The organism is Mediterranea massiliensis, assembly GCF_900128475.1.
In the GTDB taxonomy this organism is placed as follows: domain Bacteria; phylum Bacteroidota; class Bacteroidia; order Bacteroidales; family Bacteroidaceae; genus Bacteroides; species Bacteroides massiliensis_E.
Genome location: NZ_LT635837.1, coordinates 451628 through 468192 on the forward strand (window position 1 = coordinate 451628; position 16565 = coordinate 468192).

The 16565-nt window shown below is 43.0% G+C and carries 15 protein-coding genes and 2 pseudogenes; 16 read left to right on the forward strand and 1 reads right to left on the reverse strand.

What is annotated here, in order from left to right:
* Window positions 1-86: 86 nt before the first annotated feature.
* The 3 genes from BQ7483_RS09705 to BQ7483_RS09715 all read left to right on the forward strand — a co-directional run bounded on the left by BQ7483_RS09705 (window position 87) and on the right by BQ7483_RS09715 (window position 3594).
* On the forward strand, window positions 87-1754 hold the full coding sequence (locus BQ7483_RS09705) for a long-chain fatty acid--CoA ligase (RefSeq protein WP_072545745.1): 1668 nt from the start codon (window positions 87-89) through the stop codon (window positions 1752-1754).
* 274 nt (window positions 1755-2028) lie between these two features.
* On the forward strand, window positions 2029-2850 hold the full coding sequence (locus BQ7483_RS09710) for a carboxymuconolactone decarboxylase family protein (RefSeq protein ID WP_022019656.1): 822 nt from the start codon (window positions 2029-2031) through the stop codon (window positions 2848-2850).
* Between the two features lie 228 nt (window positions 2851-3078).
* Entirely contained in the window at window positions 3079-3594 is a 516-nt protein-coding gene (locus BQ7483_RS09715; protein ID WP_072545746.1) for a pyridoxamine 5'-phosphate oxidase family protein, read from the forward strand.
* A gap of 30 nt (window positions 3595-3624) precedes the next feature.
* Here the strand turns inward: BQ7483_RS09715 and BQ7483_RS09720 are convergent, their stop codons facing one another.
* Window positions 3625-4242, reverse strand: coding sequence for an HD domain-containing protein (locus BQ7483_RS09720; RefSeq protein ID WP_072545747.1), 618 nt, complete (start codon window positions 4240-4242; stop codon window positions 3625-3627).
* A 313-nt stretch (window positions 4243-4555) separates the two neighbouring features.
* On the opposite strand from BQ7483_RS09720, the gene BQ7483_RS09725 reads away from it, so the two are divergent.
* From BQ7483_RS09725 to BQ7483_RS09785, 13 genes and pseudogenes are all read left to right on the forward strand, one after another.
* Window positions 4556-4993 (forward strand): DUF6597 domain-containing transcriptional factor, encoded by a 438-nt coding sequence (locus BQ7483_RS09725; protein ID WP_022019659.1) that lies wholly within the window; start codon window positions 4556-4558, stop codon window positions 4991-4993.
* A gap of 23 nt (window positions 4994-5016) precedes the next feature.
* Window positions 5017-5637, forward strand: a complete 621-nt coding sequence (locus BQ7483_RS09730; protein ID WP_072545803.1) for a CatA-like O-acetyltransferase, family 2 — start codon at window positions 5017-5019, stop codon at window positions 5635-5637.
* Between the two features lie 689 nt (window positions 5638-6326).
* On the forward strand, window positions 6327-7610 hold the full coding sequence (locus BQ7483_RS09735) for a site-specific integrase (protein ID WP_071150065.1): 1284 nt from the start codon (window positions 6327-6329) through the stop codon (window positions 7608-7610).
* Window positions 7611-7676: 66 nt separating this feature from the next.
* A pseudogene (locus BQ7483_RS09740) lies at window positions 7677-8045 on the forward strand (DUF1016 N-terminal domain-containing protein); the annotation flags it as partial.
* A 41-nt stretch (window positions 8046-8086) separates the two neighbouring features.
* Window positions 8087-9304: a macrolide efflux MFS transporter Mef(A) gene (mef(A), locus tag BQ7483_RS09745; RefSeq protein ID WP_072545804.1), complete on the forward strand. Its 1218-nt coding sequence runs from the start codon at window positions 8087-8089 to the stop codon at window positions 9302-9304.
* Window positions 9305-9424: 120 nt separating this feature from the next.
* Window positions 9425-10888 (forward strand): ABC-F type ribosomal protection protein Msr(D), encoded by a 1464-nt coding sequence (gene msr(D) / locus BQ7483_RS09750; RefSeq protein WP_071150067.1) that lies wholly within the window; start codon window positions 9425-9427, stop codon window positions 10886-10888.
* A 230-nt stretch (window positions 10889-11118) separates the two neighbouring features.
* Window positions 11119-11973: a nucleotidyltransferase domain-containing protein gene (locus BQ7483_RS09755; protein ID WP_071150068.1), complete on the forward strand. Its 855-nt coding sequence runs from the start codon at window positions 11119-11121 to the stop codon at window positions 11971-11973.
* Complete coding sequence (locus BQ7483_RS09760; RefSeq protein ID WP_008766909.1) at window positions 11970-12710, forward strand: class I SAM-dependent methyltransferase; 741 nt, start codon at window positions 11970-11972, stop codon at window positions 12708-12710. Before BQ7483_RS09755 ends, BQ7483_RS09760 begins: the two co-directional genes overlap by 4 nt.
* Before the next feature lie 37 nt (window positions 12711-12747).
* A complete protein-coding gene (locus BQ7483_RS09765) occupies window positions 12748-13245 on the forward strand; it encodes an HD domain-containing protein (protein ID WP_071150069.1) in 498 nt (165 codons plus the stop codon).
* 117 nt (window positions 13246-13362) lie between these two features.
* A pseudogene (locus BQ7483_RS09770) lies at window positions 13363-13800 on the forward strand (PDDEXK nuclease domain-containing protein); the annotation flags it as partial.
* 10 nt (window positions 13801-13810) lie between these two features.
* Window positions 13811-14830, forward strand: coding sequence for a hypothetical protein (locus BQ7483_RS09775; protein WP_071150071.1), 1020 nt, complete (start codon window positions 13811-13813; stop codon window positions 14828-14830).
* Window positions 14831-15053: 223 nt separating this feature from the next.
* Window positions 15054-15362 (forward strand): DUF3853 family protein, encoded by a 309-nt coding sequence (locus BQ7483_RS09780; RefSeq protein ID WP_007842330.1) that lies wholly within the window; start codon window positions 15054-15056, stop codon window positions 15360-15362.
* A gap of 14 nt (window positions 15363-15376) precedes the next feature.
* Window positions 15377-16453, forward strand: a complete 1077-nt coding sequence (locus tag BQ7483_RS09785) for an AAA family ATPase (protein WP_071150779.1) — start codon at window positions 15377-15379, stop codon at window positions 16451-16453.
* Window positions 16454-16565: the final 112 nt, after the last annotated feature.

The window sequence follows — 16565 nt, forward strand, 5'->3', positions numbered from 1 at the left end:
TGAAAACTGTTTGCAAGAGATTAGTGTAAGCCCTATCTTTGCGCAGTTTTTCAACTACTGTGCAGAATTGAAAAGAAAACAAAGGAATGAAACCAGATAAAAGCTTCATCGGATATATAGAGCAAAGCATCGTCCGCAACTGGGACCGCGATGCGCTGACAGATTACAAAGGAGCAACCCTACAATACAAAGACGTGGCCCGGAAGATAGCCAAGTTCCACATCGTACTGCAAAGTGCAGGCATCCAGCCCGGCGACAAGATTGCCGTCTGCGGACGCAACAGCGCCCATTGGGCCGTCACCTTCCTGGCCACCATCACCTATGGAGCCGTCATCGTCCCCATTCTGCACGAGTTCAAGGCCGACAACATCCACAACATCGTCAACCACTCCGAAGCCAAGCTGCTCTTCGTGGGCGACCAGGCTTGGGAGAACCTGAACGAAGACCGCATGCCCGGCCTGATGGGCGTGGTGCTGCTCACCGACTTCACGCCCGTCGTATGCCGCGACCCGCGCCTGATGGAAGCCTTCGAGCACCGCAACGCCATCTACGGCCAGCGCTACCCCAAGAACTTTCGCCCCGAACACATCCGCTACCGCCACGAAGAGTCGCCCGAAGAATTGTCCATCATCAACTACACGTCGGGCACCACCGGCTACTCGAAAGGCGTCATGCTGCCCTACCGCAGCATCCGCTCGAACGTTGACTACTGTTTCGAGATGCGCCCCATCCAGGCCGGCGACCACATCGTCTCGATGCTTCCGCTGGGACACGTGTTCGGCATGGTGTACGACTTCCTCTATGGCATCTGTGCCGGCGCCCACCTGTACTTCCTGACGCGCATGCCTTCACCCAAAATCATCGAGCAGTCGTTTGCCGAAATCAAGCCGCGTATCATCTCTTGCGTACCGCTCATCGTAGAGAAAATCATCAAGAAGAACATCCTGCCGCGCGTGGACAACACCATCGGCAAGCTGCTGCTGCGCGTACCCATCATCAACGACAAGATCAAGGCGTCGGCACGCAAGGCAGCCATGGAAATCTTCGGTGGCGAGTTCAACGACATCATCATCGGCGGCGCCCCGTTCAATGCCGACGTGGAGCGGTTCCTCAAGCAGATAGGCTTCCCCTACACCATCGCCTACGGCATGACGGAGTGCGGCCCCATCATCTGCTCCAGCCGCTGGCAGGACCTGAAGCTCGCTTCGTGCGGCAAGGCAGCCTCACGCATGGAGGTGCGCATCGACTCGAACGACCCCGCCCACCGCGCCGGCGAAATCATCTGCCGCGGCGAAAACCTGATGCTTGGCTACTACAAGAATCCCGAGGCGACAGCACAAATCATCGATGTCAGAGGCTGGCTCCATACCGGCGACCTGGCCACGATGGACAGCGAAGGCAACGTCACCGTCCGCGGCCGCAGTAAGAACATGCTGCTCACCGCCAGCGGCCAGAACATCTACCCCGAAGAGATTGAGAGCAAGCTGAACAACATGCCCTACGTTGCCGAGTCGCTCATCGTGCTACAGAACGACAAGTTGGTGGCCCTCATCTATCCCGACTTCGACGAAGCCTTTGCCCGCGGACTCCAGCAGAGCGACATCGAAGAGGCCATGGAGCAGAACCGCCAGGAACTGAACCAGCAGCTGCCCGCCTACTGCCAGATTACCAAAGTGAAAATCCACTTTGAGGAGTTCGAAAAGACAGCCAAGAAAAGCATCAAGCGCTTCCTCTACCAGGAGGCCAAAGGATAAACGCCTTCCCGGCTCATATCTTCTCCTCTGTCCCATCGGTTTAAAAGTTCTCAATGCCCGCAGCATAGCGCCAGTACTTCCAGCCAAGTACTCCAGTACTTATATGCAAGTACTCGAGTACTCCCAAGCAAGTACTGGAGTAATCCTCTGGAAGTACCGACCGAAAAACCATGGATTCGGGTACAAACATCCGTAATCGGTATACAAGACCTGCCCTCACCATGCACTAACTTTGCAAACGAAAAGATTGGCGAACCCTTTAAACCTCTTCATCATGAAAATCAAACTGATCCTTGCGCTTGTCGCATTGACCGTAAACAGTACAACCATTATGGCACAGAAAACTATCAAACAGACAGCCGGACGCGACCAGCTGGGCACTTTCGCCCCCAAATTCGCGGAACTCAACGACGACGTCCTCTTCGGAGAAGTGTGGAGCCGCACCGACCAACTCGGCCTGCGCGACCGCAGCCTCATTACACTTACCTCGCTCATCAGCCAAGGCATCACCGACAGCTCGTTAACCTACCACCTCCAGACCGCCAAGCAGAACGGCATCACCCGCAGCGAGATTGCCGAAATACTGACCCACATCGCCTTCTATGCCGGATGGCCGAAAGCCTGGGCAGCCTTCCGCCTGGCCAAGGAAGTGTGGACCGAAGACACGGCCGCCGCAGATGCCAAGGCTGCCTTCCAGCGCGAAATGATCTTCCCCATCGGCGAGCCCAACACAGCCTACGCCCAATACTTCGTCGGCAACAGCTACCTCGCCCCCCTCTCGAAGGAACAGGTAGCCGTCTCCAACGTCACCTTCGAGCCGGGCTGCCGGAACAACTGGCACATCCACCACGCCACAAGCGGCGGCGGGCAGATGCTCATCGGCGTGGCCGGACGCGGTTGGTACCAGGAAGAGGGCAAGCCCGCTGTAGAGATTCTGCCGGGAACCGTCATCCACATCCCCGCCAACGTCAAGCACTGGCACGGAGCGGCAGCCGACAGCTGGTTTGCCCACCTGGCCTTTGAGGTAGCCGGAGAAAACACGTCCAACGAATGGCTGGAGCCCGTTTCCGACGAAGCGTACGACCGACTGAAATGACAAGCTGAAGACTTCCGACACATTCCTGACATCATCCCTTTTTGGTATACAGACAGAGGATTGCGGCTTTCCGGTACGACTGCCAGATGCCGCATCCTCTGTTTTCATTCCTCCCCGTCCGATATCATGACCAGAATTATCGGTTGTCCGACCGTTTTCTCAAACAAAAGTGTTACTTTTACCTCCCGAATCGGCAACCGGTCTATACGACCCCGAAAAAACGAAATTATGAGAAAAGCAAGCAGAGAAATGAACAGCGACTGGGCCTTGGACATCATGCACAAAGCCCCTTACATCACCGTCAGCTTCACAAGGCCGGACGGCACGGCATACGGCGTTCCACTTTCGTTGGCCTCCACCGACGACCACGTCTGGTACTTCCATTGCGCGCTGGAAGGAGAAAAGCTGGAAGCCATCGTGGCCCATCCCGAAGTGTGCCTTTCAGCCGTCACCAAATGCCAGCCCACCGTCGGTCCCAAGGACGGAAGCTTCACCCTGCAATACCGATCCGCCATGGCTTTCGGGAAAGCAGAGCTGGTAACGGATGAAGCAGAGAAGGTGCAGGCCCTCAAGGCAATCAGCCAACGGTTCCTGCCCCAACACATGGATGCCTTCGACGAAGCAGTCCGGAGAAGCCTCCACCGCACCGCCGTCGTGCGCATCACCTTGTCCGCCCCTCCTACCGGCAAACGCAAACAGTACGACGAGCAGGGAGAAGAAATGAAGTACGGACGGATGGAGTGAACAATTTACCCCATATCTCCTCTTGAACAATTAAAGCTCATCCAACTCTTCACCGCTCCGTTCCATAATATTGGCAGCCAGTTTGTCTGCAACCTGAATGATGGTAACCAGGGGATAAAGCTTTTGGGAGGTATCAAAACATCGCTGGTCTTCATAACTGTTCATATTGATGCCCCATGCTCCCATGTGCCAACGGATTGCCAGCATCTCATCGTCACTCAAGGCTATACCATTGCAGAGCAGCAGAATGACGGATTTCTCTCCGTGCCCCATGGGGAAGTTCTTGTAGGAAACCTTATAACCCTCATTGTCCTCCCAAGTTCCTATGGCAGTTTTCTTCTTTTTCACTGTACGGAAATAGATGTCACTTTTGCAGACATCATGCAGCAGACTGGCTATTATCACACTTTCCCTTTCCACTTCTTTCTCCAGGCCGGGCTCGATGGCAGCCATTCCTTCCCACACCATCAGGGCAGCCTTGCAGGTATTCAGTGAATGCTGTACCAATCCTCCTTCCGTATTCAGGTGGTGATTGGCAGAAGCCGGAGCCGTAAAGAACCCCATGTTCTCCAGACCTTCCAGTAAATCTTCCACTCCTTCACGATGAGTAGAGCGGAGCAATTCTATAAATTCTTCTTTAGTAGTCATCTTAGCACTGTTTTCTTAATTCAGTGCCTAAAGTTATGGAAAAAATTGGCTCCATAATCTCCTATGAAGAAAAATAAAACTGAATCTGCATGGAATGCCATTTTATCATATGAGAAGGAAACAATAGAGGGGAATAGAACATTCATAAAAAACAGCTGAAAAATCAGCATGAATAAAGTCCTCAGTCAGAGAGAAAGGTTTCATGAGTTATAAAATAATCATGCAATAAAAATCGTATAAGGCACAAGGATTGGCAAATAAAAAAACAACTTTATAACAAGTACGTTAGAACTAAAATCTTTAACTTTGTAATATGGTTCAAGACGAATTCCAATTTTATAAGCCATGTAAGTTCTTGCAACCTTACGTCAGGTACTATTGGGTATTCAAAAGCTATCAACCGCTGAATACCCTTACTTTTCCTATTGGCTGTCCTCAAATCATTTTCCATAAGCGAACACCGCTTTATATTCTGGAGTTGAAAACCGCCCAATCGGGATTTACCATTAGCGGTCAGGTTAATTATCCTTCCCATTTATATGTGGATGGGAATGTGGAAATGATTGTGGTTGTGTTTCAGCCATACGTTCTAAAAGCCTTCTTGAATCTACCCATATCCTTATTGCACAATCAAGAGATTTCCGGTTATGACCTTGAAAACGCAGAATTAAAACAACTGGCTGCGCAAATCTTTGACTGTGAAGATGCCAATTCATGTATTACAAGAATAACCGGCTTACCTTTGCTCTGACTAAACTTAAAATGAATGATAAAATGAAAGAAGTGAATCCAAAAGAAACGACCCGTGCCTATGCATTTGAATTGTGGATGAATGCCCCCATGCCTATGCTCACCTTTTTCAAGACCATAGATGTTACTCGTCTGACCCGTATCAGCAAACGGACAAGGCTAAAATTCAATATGTTGATGTGCTGGTGCATCGGACGGGCTGCAAGCGACATAAAAGAGTTCTATATGCTTCCTGTTGGCAGAAAATTAATGCAATTCGACAACCTTGCCGTCTGTACCATTGTAACCAATCGGGAGGGCGAAGTCAGTTCCTGCGATATTCCGTTCTCCGATAATTTGCAGCAGTTCAATGCTGATTATCTGAGACTGACGAAGCAAGTTTCTGAAAGTTGCCAGAATCATGACCTGACGGACAGCATGGTCATCGGTACATCTGCTCTTGCACAATATGAGATAGATGGGGCGGTAGGCATGTACAGCGGTGTGTTCAATAATCCGTTTTTAATCTGGGGTAAATACAAACGGGGGTTATGGAAGCGTACATTGACTGTCTCTTTTCAATTTCACCATACACAAATGGATGGCGCGCATGCTTCCCGTTTTTTGGAAAATCTGCAAAAAGAAATCAAGAACTTGGAAGTATAATCAGGAACAAATACTATCTTTGCAATACTAACTAAAATCAGGCTACGTTATTTTAATTCTATTTGTGGAATGATTAGATACTATTTGAATATTGTTTTTAGATACCACAAATAGAAAGTTATTAAAGCTATGATAAAAAGCTAGATAAGGCATCTTAATCGCTATGTAAAGATAATAGTAAAATAATAGCAAACGACCCAATTTTTACGGAATATTTCCAAGAAAAGACAATGATTTAATGGCGTTTAAACTCCATTAAATCATTGTTTGAATATCACTCGAAAAATCTAATATTGTCACATTTTGTTTTGGAAACCAATTTGTTAAAATAACACATTTCGATTTGGGAAAGTCACACAAAGCGATTTGCGTTTTTTAATCGTTACAGAAGATTTTCCCGATTTTCCTGTAACGATTTAGTAACGGAACTTTGTCAGAAGTGGCATTTTAATGGGGGAATAGAGCATTTATTAAAAAAGAAAAACCCGCTGATTTTCAGCGGGTTTCCAATTCATTAGCGGAGAGACAGGCTCTCAAACCTACATATTCAAGAAATATCATAAAATTACAAATTACTGATAATCACACACAATTTGGAATACATAGTAAATCTAAATCTTTCTGAATATCTTTTGCTATTCCAAATATTGGGTGTATATTTGGGTGTAGAATTTCAAACGCACCCAATTATGAATATCAAACGAAACATCATTTTTGCATTGGAAAGCCGGAAAAAGAACGGTGTGCCAATTGTGGAGAATGTCCCCATCCGTATGCGCGTCATATACGCAAGCCAGCGCATTGAGTTTACAACGGGTTACCGCATCGATGTAGCCAAATGGGATTCCGACAAGCAGCGAGTAAAGAACGGGTGTACCAACAAACTAAAGCAAAGTGCATCTGAAATCAATGCCGATCTGCTGAAATACTATGCCGAAATTCAAAATGTGTTCAAGGAGTTTGAGGTACAGGAAACCATGCCAACTACCCAACAACTAAAGGATGCATTCAACCTGCGGATGAAGAATGCCAACGAAGAACAGCAGGAAGAAGCACAGATAAGTTTTTGGGAGGTGTTCGATGAATTTGTAAAAGAATGCGGCAATCAGAATAACTGGACTGAATCCACATACGAAAAGTTTGCAGCCGTAAAAAATCACCTTAAAGAGTTCAAGGAAGATTTAACCTTTGAATATTTCAATGAATTCGGACTGAACGAATATGTCAATTTCCTGCGCGACAAGAAAGACATGAGAAACAGTACCATCGGTAAACAAATGGGATTCCTCAAATGGTTCCTGCGCTGGAGCTTCAAGAAAGGACATCATCAGAACATTGCATACGATACGTTCAAACCGAAACTGAAAACCACCTCGAAAAAAGTAATCTTCCTGACTTGGGATGAACTGAACAAGCTGAAAGACTACCAGATACCCAAGGATAAGCAATACCTGGAACGTGTGCGTGATGTTTTCCTGTTCTGCTGCTTTACGAGTTTGCGGTATTCGGATGTTCGCAATCTGAAAAGAAGCGATGTGAAGTCCGACCACATCGAAATAACCACAGTCAAGACTGCCGACAGCCTGACGATTGAACTGAACAAATACAGCAAAGCCATACTGGACAAATACAAGGACATCCATTTCGAGAATTACATGGCTCTGCCCGTCATCAGCAACCAGAAGATGAACGATTACCTGAAAGAGCTGGGCGAACTGGCAGAAATTAACGAACCTATACGTGAAACCTACTACAAAGGAAATGAACGTATAGATGAAGTTACACCGAAATACGCATTACTCAGCACACATGCAGGAAGAAGGACATTCATCTGTAATGCACTGGCTCTCGGTATTCCTGCACAGGTTGTAATGAAATGGACAGGGCACAGTGATTATAAAGCCATGAAGCCTTACATTGACATAGCAGATGATATTAAGGCCAATGCAATGAACAAGTTTAACCAACTCTAAAAGTATCAGTCAGTTTCACAGATTATCCATTATTAGAGTTATCTTTGTTAAGTAATAGTTAGTGATATGGAAAATAACAACGAACATAATATAAAGAAAGGTCATTTTGATGCCTTTGTCCATGCTGTCGGTTCGGAAATAGAACAGGCACAAATCCGGTTAATTACCGCAGCCAATGCCCAGATGTTGTTCCATTACTGGAAAATGGGCAACTATATACTGTATCATCAAAACCTGCATGGGTGGGGAGGTAAAATTATCAAGAAGTTGGCGCAGGCAATCCGATTCAATTACCCGGAAAAGAAAGGATATTCGGAGCGTAATCTTACTTATATGTGCCAGTTTGCCCGTTTATATCCGTTAAATGTACTTCGTAGTTTTATTGAAACAGATTCAATACTGTCTGTCCCCAATATTCAAAACATTACTAATCAAAATAGAAATTCAAGCAAAATAATATGCAGGAGATAATATCAATGGAAAAATACAACAATTGGAAACTTAAGTTTTATACAATATGGGCAGGGCAGGCAGTATCATTAATCACTAGTGCCATCCTGCAAATGGCGATTATTTTTTACCTTACAGAGAAAACAGGATCTGCGATGGTCTTGTCTATGGCTTCACTAGTAGGTTTTTTACCCTATGCGGTCTTTGGACCAGCCATTGGTGTATTAGTGGATCGTCATGATAGGAAGAAGATAATGATTGGTGCTGATTTAATTATCGCAGCAGCTGGGGCAGTGCTTGCTATTGTTGCATTGTATATGGAGCTACCTATCTGGATGGTTATGGTAGTATTGTTTATCCGTAGCATTGGAACGGCTTTTCATACCCCAGCACTCAATGCTGTTACGCCACTTTTAGTACCAGAAGAACAGCTTACGAAATGTGCAGGCTATAGTCAGTCTTTACAGTCTATAAGCTATATTGTTAGTCCGGCGGTTGCAGCATTGTTATATTCCGTTTGGGGATTAAATGCTATTATTGCCATCGATGTATTGGGGGCAGTGATGGCGTCTATTACGGTAGCAATTGTACGTATTCCTAAGCTGGGCGTTCAAGTGCAAAGCTTGAAACCAAATTTCATAAGAGAAATGAAAGAAGGAATTGTCGTACTGAGACAAAACAAAGGATTATTTGCCTTATTACTCTTAGGAACACTATATACTTTTGTTTATATGCCAATTAATGCACTATTTCCTTTAATAAGCATGGAATACTTTAATGGAACACCTGTGCATATTTCTATTACCGAAATCGCTTTTGCATCTGGAATGCTAGTAGGAGGCTTACTATTGGGGAGATTAGGAAGTTTCAAAAAGCGTGTACTACTAATAACAGGTTCATTTTTTATCATGGGGGCCAGTTTAGCCGTTTCAGGAATACTTCCTACAAGTGGATTTGTTATATTTGTAATTTGCTGTGCAATAATGGGGCTTTCGGTGCCATTTTATAGCGGCGTGCAAACAGCTCTTTTTCAGGAGAAAATTAAACCTGAATATTTAGGACGTGTATTTTCTTTGACTGGTAGTATCATGTCACTTGCTATGCCAATTGGATTAATTCTTTCTGGGTTCTTTGCTGATAGAATCGGTGTAAATTATTGGTTTTTACTATCAGGTATTTTAATTATTTGCATTGCCATAGCTTGCCCGATGATAACTGAGATTAGGAAATTAGATTTAAAATAAACAATATTGGAGGGATATTTATGTATCTTATTTTCATGTAATTCTTCCTGCTAAAATCGCAGGGTTTTCCCTGCGTACAAGCAAATGAAAACATGCGATTATAGACAGGAGGAAAATTTTATGGAATTGATATTAAAAGCTAAAGACATTCGTGTGGAATTCAAAGGACGCGATGTTTTAGATATAGAAGAATTAGAAATATATGATTATGACCGTATTGGTTTAGTAGGAGCAAATGGTGCTGGAAAAAGCACTTTACTCAGGGTACTTTTAGGAGAATTAACTCCCCCAGGATGTAAAATGAATCGTCTGGGTGAACTTGCCTATATTCCCCAGTTGGACGAGGTAACTTTGCAGGTGGAAAAAGATTTTGCACTTGTAGGCAAGCTCGGTGTTGAGCAATTAGATATACAGACCATGAGCGGTGGTGAAGAAACAAGGCTTAAAATAGCACAGGCCTTATCGGCACAGGTTCATGGTATTTTAGCGGATGAACCTACGAGCCATTTAGACCGTGAAGGAATTGATTTTCTAATTGGACAACTAAAATATTTTACAGGTGCACTGTTAGTTATTAGCCATGACCGATATTTTCTTGATGAGGTAGTAGATAAAATATGGGAGCTGAAAGATTGCAAAATCACTGAGTATTGGGGAAACTATTCTGATTATCTTCGCCAGAAAGAGGAAGAACGCAAGAGTCAAGCTGCAGAATACGAACAATTTATTGCGGAACGTGCCCGATTGGAAAGGGCTGCGGAGGAAAAGCGAAAACAGGCTCGTAAAATAGAACAGAAGGCGAAAGGTGCTTCAAAGAAAAAAAGTACTGAAGGCGGAGGGCGTTTAGCTCATCAAAAATCAATAGGAAGTAAGGAAAAAAAGATGCATAATGCCGCTAAATCCCTAGAGCACAGGATTGCAGCCTTAGGAAATGTAGAAGCTCCGGAAGACATTCGCAGAATTCGTTTCAGGCAAAGTAAAGCATTGGAGCTCCATAATCCATACCCTATAGTCGGTACGGAAATTAATAAAATATTTGGGGATAAGGCACTGTTTGAAAATGCATCTTTTCAAATTCCTCTAGGAGCAAAAGTGGCGTTAACTGGTGGTAATGGAACCGGAAAAACAACTTTAATCCGAATGATCTTAAACCATGAAGAAGGAATTTCTATTTCACCTAAGGCAAAAATAGGTTACTTTGCACAAAATGGTTACAAGTACAACAGTAATCAGAATGTTATGGAGTTTATGAAGGAGGATTGTGATTACAATGTTTCAGAAATTCGTTCCGTGCTTGCATCCATGGGGTTTAAGCAGAACGATATTGGAAAAAGCTTATCTATTTTAAGCGGTGGCGAAATTATGAAATTATTGCTAGCTAAAATGCTTATGGGTAGATATAACATCCTACTAATGGATGAACCCAGTAACTTCCTTGACATACCAAGCCTGGAGGCCTTGGAAATACTAATGAAGGAATATGCAGGAACGATCATGTTTATCACCCATGACAAACGGTTACTTGAAAATGTGGCTGATGTAATTTATGAAATTAAAGATAAGAAATTAAACTTAGTCCGATAATTATTTTACTTTTCGTATTTGACAGATCGTAAGTAGGCCGTGAAAGAGGTTATTGATTTTAACTAAACGTTAAGTAGGTTAGACCTCTAATCAGAAAAAATAAGGCCTTCAAGATGAATTTTGAAGGCCCTCTTTCCATAGAAATATACGTAAAGCATAAGGAACACATGGCAAAAAAGGCGTTTCTCAGCATGGGATATAGCTTTTGATATTGAAAGGAGTGATTCAGTATGATAGATAATATTATTCAATCAGTGACAGAAAAATTATCCTCTTTGCCTTATATAGAAGGCATCGTATTAGGGAGTTCCCGTGCAAGAGGCACCCATACAGAGGATTCTGATATAGATATCGGAATCTATTACAATTCAGAATCATTTGACCTGACAGCGATTAATCAAATTGCTACAGAATTGGATGATGAGAATAGAAACAACCTTGTTGTACCTCCCGGAGCGTGGGGTGATTGGATCAATGGCGGCGGATGGTTAGTTATGAACGGGTATCATGTTGATTTGATTTTACGTGATATAAAACGGGTGGAACAAATAATCAAGGATACGGAGCAAGGAATTGTTACTGCAAATTATCAGACCGGGCATCCCCATGGTTATATAAGTGCTATGTATCGTGGAGAATTGGCTATCAGCAAGATACAATATGCTAAAAATGAAAGCTTATGCGAATTAAAAAATCAGGCGGAAATTTACCCTGGTGCTCTAAAGAAGAGCTTGATAAACTTTTTTATATTTGAAGCAGAGTTCTCTTTAATGTTTGTAAAAGCAAATGCGGGAGCAGAGGATAAATATTATATTGCAGGCCATGTTTTTCGTATTATTTCATGCTTAAATCAAGTACTATTTGCATGCAATAATGCTTATTGCATTAACGAAAAGAAAGCTATAAAACTGCTTGAAACTTTTGAATATAAACCTGAAAAATATGCCGAAAGGGTTAATCATATTTTTGAAGTACTCGGTCTTTCACTTTTTGAATGCTACGATATGACCGAGAAGCTTTATAAAGAAGTGAAAAAAATTGCAACGGAGATAAATAACTTTTTAAACGAGGGGGAATTCAGATGAAAGAAAACAAATATGATGATAATATATTTTTTCAAAAATACAGTCAAATGAGTCGCTCACAGCAGGGACTAGCCGGTGCAGGAGAATGGGAAACATTGAGAAAGCTGCTGCCGGATTTTAAAGATAAGCGTGTGCTTGATTTAGGATGCGGCTATGGATGGCACTGTATTTATGCGATGGAACACGGTGCTTCTTCTGTTGTAGGTGTTGATATTTCTCATAAAATGCTCGAGGTAGCCAAAGAAAAAACACATTTTCCACAGGTTGAATATAAATGCTGTGCTATAGAAGATGTGGAATTCCCAGAGGAGAGTTTTGATGTAATATTAAGTTCACTTGCGTTTCACTATGTAGCAGATTATGAGATTTTAGTAAAAAAGATATATAGAATACTGAAGTCTGGTGGTAAGCTAGTTTTTACGGTTGAACATCCTGTTTTTACTGCCTATGGAACACAAGACTGGCATTATAACGAAAAAGGAGAAATACTGCATTTTCCGGTGGATAATTATTATTATGAGGGCAAACGGACAGCTGTGTTTTTGGGAGAAAAGGTTACAAAATATCATAGAACACTGACCACATATCTAAATACACTGCTTTCAAATGGTTTTATAATAAATCATATTGTGGAGCCGCAGCCGCCGGAAAACATGATGGATATTCCGGGGATGCAGGATGAAATGCGCCGTCCCATGATGCTGATTGTATCGGCGAACAAAAAAGTGGATAGATAGAACTAAAACACCTATAAGGTATAAATGGAGGTAATTTATGTTTAAAGAAAAAATTATTATAGAGATGAAAGAAGTATTCAAAGAAATTCCTTTTGGCATAGAGCATACTCTCAAAGTTTTGAAAAATGCAGAAGATATAATGAAAGGAGAAAATATCGGAGAGGAAGAAAAAGAATTCATCAGTATTATTGCTATACTACATGATATTGGTGCGGTTGAAGCACAAAAAAAATACGGTTCTATTGATGGTGTCTATCAAGAAAAGGAAGGACCAGCAGTAGCGAAAGAAATATTAAAAAAGGTAGGCTATAACAAAAATATTGATAGAATATGCTTTATAATAGGCAACCATCATACTCCATCTAAAATTGATGGACTTGATTTTCAAATACAATGGGAAGCTGATTTGCTTGAAAATTTAACGGTTATGGATAAAGAAAAAGAACAGGAAAAGATAAAAAAGTGTATAGGTGAAAACTTTAAAACAAACACAGGAAAAAGGATAGCTTATAATCGCTTTATTTTAGATTGGTAGTAGATTATTACAGTTATGTATTTTATATCGCAAAGAAAAATAGTAGTTAAGTTTAACCCTAGGGAACCTCTGATTTTATCCGCACTACCATGCGGGTTCCGGATATGGTATAATTATAAGCACGTTACCCGTTACTTGCTGGAAATGGGCAATGGCTTTGCTTTCGTTGCACGACAGAAACATTTCCAAGTCGGAAACAGCGATTTCTATGCAGACCTGATACTATATTCTATTCCACTGCACGCATATATCGTGGTAGAATTAAAGGCTACCCCATTCAAACCGGAGTATGCAGGGCAACTGAACTTCTACATCAATGTGGTGGATGATAAACTGAGGGGAGAGAATGACAACAAGACTATCGGGTTGTTGCTGTGCAAGGGAAAAGACGAAGTTGTAGCACAATACGCATTGACAGGCTATGACCAGCCGATAGGTATCAGCGATTACCAACTGAGCAAGGCAGTACCCGAAAATCTGAAATCTGCCCTACCGAGTATAGAAGAAATGGAAGAAGAACTGACCTTATTCCTTGACAAGGACAAGAACCCATAATATAAAGTATATGGCAGGAAAGATACAGACGATGATTCCCCAATATGGAGAACTCAACAGAATATACAGAGACTATATAGATAATTACGCTTTTTCTTTTGACAGGCAGAAATTCATATCGGATTTCTATCAGGAGTATAATGACATGAAATCTTTTGAAGCCGCTATCCTTGAACTGGTGCTTGACAAGCAAAAAGAGCAATACACCTTGATACTCAACAGCCTGAAAACTGAAATAGAAAAGAGCATACAGGCTTATGAGATACGCCCGTTAAGTGACAGAGCCATAGAACGTGCTTGCTATCAGCACATGGAAAGGTATTCTCAGGAAATTGAAGCCCAGCTGGATGTTACAAGAAGTCTGAGCAAGCCGCTGAATGAAGCCAACAACAGGTATGATTCCATTGGTTACAGGGAGCATACAGCCGAAGAGGAAAAACAGGCAGAGAAAGAATATGAACGCTGCAAGGCTGAATATGACAGGGAAAAAGCCAAACTGAACAAACTCTATGACCAGCAAAAGGCTACAAGAACAGAGGCATTCCAATATATGAAGAACTGTTGTGCGGACATATACCGTCAAAGCTGCCTTTTTCTGGATATATTGAAGAAATACATTCCTGACGGGCAGCAAGAGTATGAACCGGATAAACCAATCAATCAACGGGAAACAACAGAAGAACAGCAGGAATATTTCAGCATGAAATTACTTTCGCTCATTCATGAGGTGTGCGAAGGAGAACAGTTCGAAGAAATTTCCGCACCGGATTTTTATGCCAATATGAATCTTCACCCCTGCAACTGCAAGCTGAAAATAAAACCGAGAGAGAAAATACGTGTATGCTATCTGATATTCCTGATGAGCGAGAAACTCTCCAAACAGGACAGGGACAAATGGAAAGACAGAATACTGAAACTGCTGGATATTGACGACAGCTACTACAAATCCAAGTACAAGGAGCCTGTTTCAGATTTCCCCAGTGACAGCAACCAAAATTTCGCCAAGGAAATGGAACATATATTCAGATAATCCGTGATATATCCTGATACTTTACGAAAGTTCCACTTTTACCACTCAAAATAATTTTTGAGTGGTATTTTTATTTTCTGATATTCAATAAGATACAATGATATTCAGTTTGTACCGTCCCCATCCTTACCACTCATAACCCTACCTAATTTTGCATCGTTCGAGAACAGAAATAACAGCCAGTGCGCAGGGCTGATTGTTTAACGACTAAATAGATTGGACGATGACAAATATCCAAGAATTATTATCAAAACCCGTCTGGCAGATGACAGGCGAAGAATTCATATTCCTGAGTAAGCACGCTTCAGGTCAGGCCGAAGCATTGCCGCAACCCGTTACAGACACGGAAAAGAAGTATGTGTACGGAATACTCGGCATAGCCAAACTGTTCGGGTGCAGTCTGCCCACTGCCAACCGCATAAAGAAAAGCGGTAAGATAGACAAGGCGATTACCCAGATAGGGCGCAAGATTATCGTAGATGCGGAATTGGCTCTTGAACTTGCCGGGAAGAAAACAGGAGGACGGAAATAATGGGAGGTATGCTTATGGACTATATGAAAGAAATAAAGGAGATTTCGGCAGAACAGGCTATAATCCTTTGGCAAGCCTCACGCCTGAGCCTGTCGAAAATCTACGAAAAAGCACCTGAGATTCTAAAAGTGCAAGGTTCGGTCATTGGTACACTGGGCAATTTCAGTGCATCCATCGGCAAAGCCAAGAGTAAAAAGACTTTCAATGTATCGGCTATCGTAGCCGCCGCATTGAAAAACGGTACGGTACTGCGGTATGTTGCGGAACTACCGGAAGAAAAAAGGAAGATTCTTTATGTGGACACGGAACAAAGCCATTATCACTGTCTGAAAGTCATGAAACGTATTTTACGGCTTGCTGGTCTTCCTGATGACAGGGATAATGAACATCTGGAGTTTCTCGCTTTGAGGAAATACACGCCCGAACAGCGTATCAGGATTGTCGAACAGGCTATCTATAATACACCGGACATAGGGCTTGTAATCATAGACGGCATCCGTGATATGGTATATGACATCAACAGTCCGGGAGAATCGACACGCATTATATCCAAACTGATGCAGTGGACGGATGACAGGCAGATACACATCCATACGATACTCCACCAAAACAAAGGCGATGAAAACGCAAGAGGGCATATCGGTACGGAGCTGAACAACAAGGCGGAAACTGTTCTGCTGGTGGAAAAGGACAAGAGCAACGGGGATATAAGCAATGTTTCAGCCATGCACATCCGTGCAATGGATTTCGAGCCTTTCGCTTTCCGTATCAACGACAATGCATTGCCTGAACTCATAGAGGGGTACAGACCCGAAGCGAAGAAACCCGGAAGACCGGAAGAGGAAAAGTTCGACCCTTACAGGCATATTACCGAACAACAGCACCGCATAGCACTGGAAGCGGCTTTCGGACTGAAAGAGGAATACGGCTACAAGGATTTGGAAACCGCCTTAATCAAGTCATATATGTCGGTAGGTGTAAAACTGAACCATCAAAAAGCAGTATCACTTATCACCATGCTCCGGAACAAACGGATGATAGTACAGGAGAACGGCAGGAAATACACGTTCAAGCCGGACTTTCACTATTAGACCGTCTAACCTGTAATCACTTCACTTTATTCGGCAGGTCTATATATTAAGGATAAAGCGAAGCGGTTGCAGAGAATGTAAAACCGCTTCACTTTATTACCGTATCCTATAT

What these genes read in the sequence shown, in the direction of transcription:
- BQ7483_RS09755 (WP_071150068.1), top strand. Translation starts at nt 11,119, where the DNA reads ATGATAGATAATATTATTCAATCAGTGACAGAAAAATTATCCTCTTTG.
- BQ7483_RS09705 (WP_072545745.1), top strand. Translation starts at nt 87, where the DNA reads ATGAAACCAGATAAAAGCTTCATCGGATATATAGAGCAAAGCATCGTC.
- BQ7483_RS09785 (WP_071150779.1), top strand. Translation starts at nt 15,377, where the DNA reads ATGGACTATATGAAAGAAATAAAGGAGATTTCGGCAGAACAGGCTATA.
- BQ7483_RS09765 (WP_071150069.1), top strand. Translation starts at nt 12,748, where the DNA reads ATGTTTAAAGAAAAAATTATTATAGAGATGAAAGAAGTATTCAAAGAA.
- BQ7483_RS09780 (WP_007842330.1), top strand. Translation starts at nt 15,054, where the DNA reads ATGACAAATATCCAAGAATTATTATCAAAACCCGTCTGGCAGATGACA.
- BQ7483_RS09730 (WP_072545803.1), top strand. Translation starts at nt 5,017, where the DNA reads ATGAAAGAAGTGAATCCAAAAGAAACGACCCGTGCCTATGCATTTGAA.
- BQ7483_RS09720 (WP_072545747.1), bottom strand. Translation starts at nt 4,242, where the DNA reads ATGACTACTAAAGAAGAATTTATAGAATTGCTCCGCTCTACTCATCGT.
- BQ7483_RS09715 (WP_072545746.1), top strand. Translation starts at nt 3,079, where the DNA reads ATGAGAAAAGCAAGCAGAGAAATGAACAGCGACTGGGCCTTGGACATC.
- BQ7483_RS09775 (WP_071150071.1), top strand. Translation starts at nt 13,811, where the DNA reads ATGGCAGGAAAGATACAGACGATGATTCCCCAATATGGAGAACTCAAC.
- BQ7483_RS09760 (WP_008766909.1), top strand. Translation starts at nt 11,970, where the DNA reads ATGAAAGAAAACAAATATGATGATAATATATTTTTTCAAAAATACAGT.
- BQ7483_RS09735 (WP_071150065.1), top strand. Translation starts at nt 6,327, where the DNA reads ATGAATATCAAACGAAACATCATTTTTGCATTGGAAAGCCGGAAAAAG.
- BQ7483_RS09725 (WP_022019659.1), top strand. Translation starts at nt 4,556, where the DNA reads ATGGTTCAAGACGAATTCCAATTTTATAAGCCATGTAAGTTCTTGCAA.
- BQ7483_RS09710 (WP_022019656.1), top strand. Translation starts at nt 2,029, where the DNA reads ATGAAAATCAAACTGATCCTTGCGCTTGTCGCATTGACCGTAAACAGT.